The sequence below is a fragment of the Mesorhizobium sp. M2C.T.Ca.TU.002.02.1.1 genome, assembly GCF_003997225.1.
In genome coordinates this window covers 1-6,183 of sequence record NZ_RZTO01000328.1, presented here as the reverse complement: position 1 = coordinate 6,183, position 6,183 = coordinate 1, and the positions used below count along the sequence as shown (strand labels likewise).

Annotated in this window: 6 protein-coding genes; 4 read left to right on the top strand and 2 right to left on the bottom strand. The window is 67.6% G+C overall.

Features of this window, described 5'->3' with window-relative positions:
- From EOD07_RS18145 to EOD07_RS18130, 4 genes are all read left to right on the top strand, one after another.
- Positions 1 to 1,378, top strand: a 1,378-nt coding sequence (locus EOD07_RS18145; protein ID WP_127236453.1) for a COG4223 family protein, incomplete at its 5' end; no start/stop codon positions are given.
- A 9-nt stretch (positions 1,379 to 1,387) separates the two neighbouring features.
- Positions 1,388 to 2,965, top strand: coding sequence for a heme biosynthesis protein HemY (locus EOD07_RS18140; RefSeq protein ID WP_127236452.1), 1,578 nt, complete (start codon positions 1,388 to 1,390; stop codon positions 2,963 to 2,965).
- 50 nt (positions 2,966 to 3,015) lie between these two features.
- Complete coding sequence (locus EOD07_RS18135) at positions 3,016 to 3,495, top strand: TerB family tellurite resistance protein (protein ID WP_127236451.1); 480 nt, start codon at positions 3,016 to 3,018, stop codon at positions 3,493 to 3,495.
- Positions 3,496 to 3,513: 18 nt separating this feature from the next.
- Complete coding sequence (locus EOD07_RS18130) at positions 3,514 to 4,230, top strand: glutamine amidotransferase (RefSeq protein WP_127236450.1); 717 nt, start codon at positions 3,514 to 3,516, stop codon at positions 4,228 to 4,230.
- A 63-nt stretch (positions 4,231 to 4,293) separates the two neighbouring features.
- On the opposite strand, the gene EOD07_RS18125 is transcribed toward EOD07_RS18130, so the two are convergent.
- Together EOD07_RS18125 and EOD07_RS18120 are read right to left on the bottom strand one after the other, a co-directional pair.
- Positions 4,294 to 5,289 (bottom strand): membrane dipeptidase, encoded by a 996-nt coding sequence (locus EOD07_RS18125; RefSeq protein ID WP_127236449.1) that lies wholly within the window; start codon positions 5,287 to 5,289, stop codon positions 4,294 to 4,296.
- On the bottom strand, positions 5,286 to 6,183 hold an 898-nt coding region (locus tag EOD07_RS18120), incomplete at its 5' end, for an aldehyde dehydrogenase family protein (protein WP_127236448.1). The genes EOD07_RS18120 and EOD07_RS18125, both read right to left, overlap by 4 nt.

Genomic DNA, 6,183 nt, shown 5'->3' with positions numbered 1-6,183 from the left:
AATCACCGACGAGGATGCCGCCAAGGCCGAGGCTGCGCAGACCGACGAGGCGAAGGCGGAAGAGGCGGCCGCCGCTTCTCAGCCGGAGGCGCCGGAAGAGCCGATCCATGCCGAGCAGGCCGATATCGAGCCGTGGGAGCATAGCGACGCCGCGCAGGCGGCGACCGAGGCCGGCAAGGACGAGCCGGAAAAGCCATATCCCGGCGGTTCGGATGCAGCGAAGAGCCAGCCCAAGGGCTTCGACTACAATTTCGAGGACGCATCCGCGGCCAGTGCCAGCGCCGCGACAGCGAAATCAAACGAGACACGAAGCGAGACACGGGGCGAGGATCGCGTACCGCAGCTCTCGCGAAAAACCGGCGTGAATGCCATCGCCGCAGGCGTTATCGGCGGCGTGATCGCGCTGGCCGGCGCCGGCCTGCTGCAGGCGGTCGGCCTGCTCGGCGCGCCGGGATCGGGCGGCGGATCGCTCGACGGCGTCAATGGCGAGATCGCTTCGTTGAAAAGCGAGATCGCGGCGCTGAAGGAAAGCGGCGACAGCGGGGCGTCGGCCAAGGTCGACGGTCTTTCGTCGCTGCTCGAGCAGGTCAAGGCCGACGTCGCGGCGCTGAAATCCACCGCAGGACAGGGCGGCGACGGCGCCGCGCTGAAGGCGCTCGGCGACAAGGTCGGCCAGATCGAGGCCACCGTTGCCGAGCTGCAGAAGAACGGCAATGCCGCGCCCGTCGATCTCGGTCCGCTCAACGAGAAGATCGCCGGGCTCGACGCTCAGGTGAAATCGAGCAGCGACGCGGCCAAGGCCGAGGACGGCCGGGTGGCGGCGCTTGAGCAGTCCGTGTCGCAGCTTTCCGGCAAGGTCGAGGCGCAGGCCTCGCAGCCGAAGATCGCTTTGGCCATTGCCGCCTCGGCGCTGAAGTCGGCGCTCGATCGCGGCGCTCCCTTCGCGACCGAGCTCGACACGTTCGCGGCGATCGCGCCGGACGCGCCGGAGCTTGCGGCGCTGCGCTCCTATGCCGAGAAGGGCGTGCCGACCCGCGCCACCATCGCATCGGAGGCCGATGCCGCCGCCAATGCCATGGTCGAGGCGGCAAAGCCGGTCGACCAGAATGCCGGCTTCTTCCAGAGCCTGGTGTCGAGCGCGGAATCGCTGGTCAAGGTGCGGCCGGTCGGCACTGTCGAAGGCAAGGGCGCGCCGGAAACCGTCGCCCGCATGGAAGTGGCGGTCAACCAGGGCGACTATGCCAAGGCGCTCAGCGAATACGACACGCTGCCCGACGCGGCAAAGGCGGCCGGCGCCGATTTTGCCGGCAAACTGAAGGCGCGGCTCGAGGTTGAAAAGCAGCTCGAAGCGCTGATTGCCGGCGCGACGAAGGCATAAGGAGACAAGATGATCCGCCTCCTCGTCTTCCTCGCCGTCGTCTTCGCGCTGGGGCTGGGCTTTGCCTGGCTGGCCGACCGCCCGGGTGACATGCTCGTCACCTTCAACGGCTACCAGTACCAGGTCACGCTGATGGTGGCGGCGGTGGCGATCGTCGCCGTGGTCGCCGCGGTGATGATCGTCTGGTGGCTGATCAAGTCGCTGTGGAACAGCCCCTACACGATCTCGCGCTATTTTCGCGTTCGCCGCCGCGACCGCGGCTATCAGGCGTTGTCGACCGGGATGATCGCCGCCGGCGCCGGCGACGGCGCGCTGGCGCGCAAGAAGACCAAGGAAGCCGCCAAGCTGATCAGCTCCGACCGGGAGCCGCTGATCAACCTGCTCGACGCGCAGGCCTCGCTGCTCGAGGGCGACCACGAGGGCGCGCGCGAGAAATTCGAGCGTATGCTCGACGATCCGGAGATGCGGCTGCTGGGCCTGCGCGGGCTTTATCTGGAGGCCGAGCGCCTCGGCGACCGCAATGCCGCGCGCCACTATGCCGGCCGCGCGGCGGCGGTTGCGCCGCAGCTTGCCTGGGCGGCGGAATCGACGCTCGAGGAGCTCACCGAACGCGGCGACTGGGACGGCGCGCTGAAGCTGGTCGAGGCGCAGAAATCGACAAGGCAGATCGAGCGCGACGCGGCCAACCGCCGCCGCGCGGTGCTGCTGACGGCCAAGGCGCAAGCGCTGGTCGACAGCGACCCGAACGCGGCCCGCACGGCGGCGCTCGAAGCCAACAAGCTGGCGCCGGATTTCGCGCCGGCGGCGGTGATCGCCGCCGACCTGGTTATCCGGCAAAACGATGTGCGCAAGGGCTCCAAGATCCTGGAGGCCGCCTGGAAGGCCGAGCCGCATCCCGACATCGCCGAGCTCTACACCCATGCCAGGCCGGGCGATGCCGTGCTCGACCGCCTCAACCGGGCGAAGAAGCTGCAGGACTTGAAGAAGAACCACGCAGAATCGTCCATGGCCGTGGCGCGCGCGGCGCTCGACGCGCAGGATTTCGCCACCGCGCGGCGCGAGGCGGAGGCGGCGATCCGCATGGATCGCCGCGAGGGCGCCTATCTTCTGCTCGCCGATATCGAGGAAGCCGAGACCGGCGACCAGGGCAAGGTGCGGCAGCTGCTGTCCAAAGCCGTGCGCGCGCCGCGCGATCCGGCCTGGGTGGCCGACGGCGTCATCTCCGAGCGCTGGGCCCCGGTATCACCGATCACCGGCAAGCTCGACGCGTTCACCTGGCGCGCGCCGATGGAGCGGCTCGGCCAACTGATCGACAGCGACGCGGATGTCGCGGTGCCGGCGATCACCGCTGCGCCGCCTGTCCAGCCTGTCGCCGAGAAGGCGATCGACATCGTCGCCGATGCTCCGGCCGAGAAGCCGGCGCCGGTACCCGCGAATGGCGGCGAGAAGGACACGGCCGTTGCGGAAGCCGTCGGCGAGGCCGAAATCGCCGGGCGGGGCCCGGAGCTGCCGCCTCTGCCGGACGATCCGGGTGTCGCGCCGGAAGAAGAGGCGGAAAAATCGCCGCGCCGGTTTCGTTTGTTTTGAGGTCCGGCGTGGCGGACAAGAAAGATTTGGCGGGCAGGGAAAAATCATCGATGTTCGAGCGCGTATTGTCCTTCCTGAGGGATCTGCCGGCCAGCGGCGCGGCCAAGCCGAGCGCCGACGATCCGCGCGTCGCGGCCTCGGCGCTGCTCTACCATGTGATGAACGCCGACGGCGTGCGCCAGGATGTCGAATGGGAGCGGTTCAAGCAGATCCTTTCCGAGACCTATTCGGTGAGCGGCGAGGAGCTCGACGCGCTGGCCGCGGCCGGCGAGCGCGCCGACAATGAATCGATCGATCTCTATGCCTTCACCAGCGTGCTCAAGCGCGACCTCGACGCCGAGGCGCGCAAGGCCTTCATTGGCCTGATGTGGGAAATCGTCTATGCCGATGGCGAGCTGCACGAGCTCGAGGACAACACCGTCTGGCGGGTCGCCGAGCTGATCGGCGTCGAGCGCCGTGACCGCATCGAGGCGCGCCGCAAGGCGGCCGCCGAGGCGCCCGGCGCGCGGGGCAGTTCAAGCGACGAATAACAGGACCCTTCGCCTTCCATGCCATCCAGACCGAGGCCGAGACCAAAAATCCTGATCGTGCTGCATCAGGAGAATTCGAGCCCCGGCCGCGTCGGCCATATGCTTCTGGAAGAAGGTTTCGACCTCGACATCCGCCGGCCACCGCTCGGCGACGAGCTGCCCTGCACGCTGGACGATCATGCCGGCGCGGTGGTGTTCGGCGGGCCGATGAGCGCCAATGACGAGGACGAGTTCGTCCGCCGCGAGACCGACTGGCTGCAAATCCCGCTCAAGGAAAACCGACCGTTCCTCGGCATCTGCCTCGGCGCGCAGATGCTGGCCAACCATCTCGGCGGCAAGGTCGAGGGCCATGGCGAAGGCCTGGTCGAGATCGGCTGGTATCCGCTGAAGGCAACCGAGGCCGGCAAGAGACTGCTGCACTGGCCGGAGATGGTCTACCAGTTCCACCGCGAAGGCTTTTCGCTGCCGAAGGAAGCGACGCTGCTGGCGACGGCGGAAACCTATCCCAACCAGGCGTTTCGTTACGGCGAGAACGCCTGGGGCATCCAGTTCCATGGCGAGCTGACACGCGTGATGATGCAGCGCTGGGTGGTGCGCGGCGCGCATCGTTTCGAATTGCCCGGCGCGCAGCCCGGCCGCGACCATCTCGGCGGCCGGCTGATCTGGGACATGCACCTCAAGCGCTGGCTGGGGGAGTTTCTGGGGCTGATCTTCGGGAAGCCGGCGGCGGGGTAGGGCAAAGGCCGATTGCTCTGGACGGCCGGGCTTGGCCCCACCTGGGCTGCCTGTCCGCGCCTGTCAGCTCGTTGCCTGCGAATCCCGGGCGGAAGGCAGGCTGGCCTTGAGGAAGCGGTGCCAGGCGCCGCCAAGGACCAGCGCGGCTTCGGCTTCAGCGAACCCGGCCGAGGAAAGGCCTTGCGACAGCTTCGGAAAATCGAGGTTCGATCTGAACCAGGACGGCTGCGGCGGGAAGCTCGCGGCCGCCTGGATCTCGCGGGTCCAGCGACCTTCGCGCATCCAGCGCACGACGCTGTCGGGCTGATCCTGGCATAGATCCGAGCCGATGCCGAGATGATCCGCTCCCATGATCCCGGCCGCTTCGGCAGCCATTTTCCCGAACTGCTCCAGCGTCGTGTCCGAGCCGTTCGGGAGGTGCAGCGGGTAGAGCGAAAGGCCGAGCAACCCCTCCTTTGCGCGCAATGCCTGCAAGATGGCCCTGGAGACATTGCGGTTGCTGTCGCGCAGCCAGCGTGGATTGGCGTGGCTGATGACCACCGGCCGCTGCGACAACGCGATCGTTTCCAGCGCGGTCCGTTCGCCGGCATGCGACAGGTCGATGATCATGCCGAGCCGGTTCATCTCGGCGATCGCCTCGCGCCCCATCCGTGTCACGCCGCTGTCCTCCTTCTCCATCCAGCCGCAGCCGAGCAGCGACTGGTTGTTGTAGGTGAGCTGCATGAAGCGGATGCCGAGATCGAAAAGCATTTCGATCAGGCCGATGTCGTCCTCGATCGGCATCGGGTTCTGCAGGCCAAGCAGGATCGCCGTCCGGTTCGAGGCTCGCGCCCGCTCGATGTCGCCGGCATCGCGCGCCAGAAGGATCAGGTCCTCATTGTCGCGAAGCCAAGTGCGCCAATCGACGAGGTGGCGCACCGTCTCGCGAAAACCCTCGTGATAGCCGACCGTGGCATGGACCGCGGTCAGCCCGCCCTGGCGCATCTCCTCGAAAATCGCGCGCGACCAGTTGCAGTATTGCAGCCCGTCGATCAGCACTTGCGGCGCGCCGGTGGTCATTCGGGCGCGCCCGCGTGGATGTAGGATGTCTTGACCTGGGTGTAGAACTCGGCCGCGGCGCGGCCCTGCTCGCGCGGCCCGTAGCTCGAGGCGCGAACGCCGCCGAACGGCACGTGATAGTCGGTGCCGGCGGTCGCAAGGTTGACCATGACGCAGCCCGAGCGCGAGGCGTGGCGGAATTTCGTCGCGCGCGCCAGCGAGCGGGTGGCGATGCCGGCCGTCAGCCCGTAGGGCGTGTCGTTGGCCAGCATGATCGCCTCGTCGAGATCGTCGGCTTGAATGACGCAGGTGATCGGCGCGAACATCTCCTCCTGGTTGATGCGCATGCGCGAGCCCCCGTTGAGGAACACGGCGGGCGCCATGTAGTGGCCGGTATGCGCGAGATCGAGCGCCTCGCCGCCGGTCGCAAGCTCGGCGCCTTCGCTGATGCCCAGCGTCACATAATCGAGATTGGCCGAGAGTTGCTCGGCGCTGACGACCGGCCCCATCTGGACGCCGGCCTCAAGCGCATGGCCGACCTTCAGGGCCCTGGTTTTCGCCAGCAGCTTCTCGACGAAGGCATCATGGATCGGCCGGTGGACGATCAGGCGCGACGAGGCCGTGCATTTTTGTCCGGTGCCGCCGAAGGCGCCGTTCACGGCAAGGTCGACGGCGCGGTCGAGGTCGGCGTCGTCCATCACCACGAACGGGTTCTTCGACCCCATTTCGAGCTGCAGCTTCACGAAACGCGCGGCGGCGAGCGCCGCGATGCCGGAGCCGACGGCGCCGGAGCCGGTGAAGCTCAACCCTTGTATGTCGGCATTGGCGGCAAGCTCGCGGCCGATTGTCGATCCCGATCCCATCACCAGGTTGAAGACGCCTTTCGGGATCGCCTGCCGGCTGATGATCTCTGTC

What these genes read in the sequence shown, in the direction of transcription:
- EOD07_RS18140 (WP_127236452.1), top strand. Translation starts at nt 1,388, where the DNA reads ATGATCCGCCTCCTCGTCTTCCTCGCCGTCGTCTTCGCGCTGGGGCTG.
- EOD07_RS18130 (WP_127236450.1), top strand. Translation starts at nt 3,514, where the DNA reads ATGCCATCCAGACCGAGGCCGAGACCAAAAATCCTGATCGTGCTGCAT.
- EOD07_RS18125 (WP_127236449.1), bottom strand. Translation starts at nt 5,289, where the DNA reads ATGACCACCGGCGCGCCGCAAGTGCTGATCGACGGGCTGCAATACTGC.
- EOD07_RS18135 (WP_127236451.1), top strand. Translation starts at nt 3,016, where the DNA reads ATGTTCGAGCGCGTATTGTCCTTCCTGAGGGATCTGCCGGCCAGCGGC.